The sequence below is a fragment of the Xenorhabdus bovienii genome (genome assembly GCF_024721015.1).
GTDB classification, from domain to species: domain Bacteria; phylum Pseudomonadota; class Gammaproteobacteria; order Enterobacterales; family Enterobacteriaceae; genus Xenorhabdus; species Xenorhabdus bovienii.
In genome coordinates this window covers 1-950 of the sequence record NZ_JANAIF010000243.1, presented here as the reverse complement: position 1 = coordinate 950, position 950 = coordinate 1, and the positions used below count along the sequence as shown (strand labels likewise).

Annotated in this window: 1 protein-coding gene; it reads left to right on the top strand. The window is 32.3% G+C overall.

Annotated elements, in window-relative coordinates; all coding sequences use genetic code 11:
- The first annotated feature begins 251 nt into the window (after positions 1-251).
- Positions 252-812 (top strand): MepB family protein, encoded by a 561-nt coding sequence (locus NXS07_RS20330; RefSeq protein ID WP_258087555.1) that lies wholly within the window; start codon positions 252-254, stop codon positions 810-812.
- The last annotated feature ends 138 nt before the right edge of the window (positions 813-950 follow it).

The following is a 950-nucleotide window of genomic DNA, read 5'->3' as shown; positions in this document are numbered from 1 at the left end:
GAAAGAGCTCACCACTCGGTTGACTGATAACTTCCAGATTTTAAAACCCGCCTCTTCAAGTTAATTGCGTATATATACTAAATTACACTCAGGTTTAATTATGAATTAACCCACAAATAGAATATTTATTTCCATTGAAATTCATTTAATTTTTAAGTTATAATAATCACAATAAAATAAAGAAATATATAATTTAAGTTAGAATAACAAACCACACAATTTATTAATTAAAGTAAATAAAGGAGTATAACTTGTTACCATTAGAAAATGGTAGTTGGTCATTACCATCAGATACAGATAATATTCCTAATTCCTTTACTGAAATAGAAAAATCCTTCTTACGCCCCGCTGGATTTCAATTCAGTGCCATTCCCTACCAAGAAAAAGAAAGCCATGAATACAGTGCCATGCGCTTTGGGATTAATGGTAAAGCGATAGTTTTCCGCCAAGCAAAGACAACACCGAATAAAATGGGACAATTTGTCACACTATGGAAAAGACCTACTCCTGACTCAGAAATCATGCCCTTTGAGCAAAGGGATAATATCGATTTCTGCATGATTGCAACACACTCCGGTAACCAAAAAGGTATTTTTTTGTTCAACATTCATATTCTGCTTAAAAAAGGTATTTTTTCCACTCAGGCTAAAGCAGGAAAAAGAGCCATACGAATTTATCCATCTTGGGTATCCCCTATTTCAAAACAAGCGATTCAAACGCAAAAATGGCAATCTTCATATTTTATCAATCTGGATAACCAGATAGCAGCTTTCGAACAATTCCATAAACTATTTTCTTATCGTGATTATTAAGTCAATAAATCAGAAAATTTCACTGTTTTTCATCAGAAATTTTTTAAAATAATATTAACTAACTTGGATTCACATATTAAGCGCAACACCGTAATGAACGAAGCAAATGAGTGGGTATTCCTTTAAATAACTCATTCG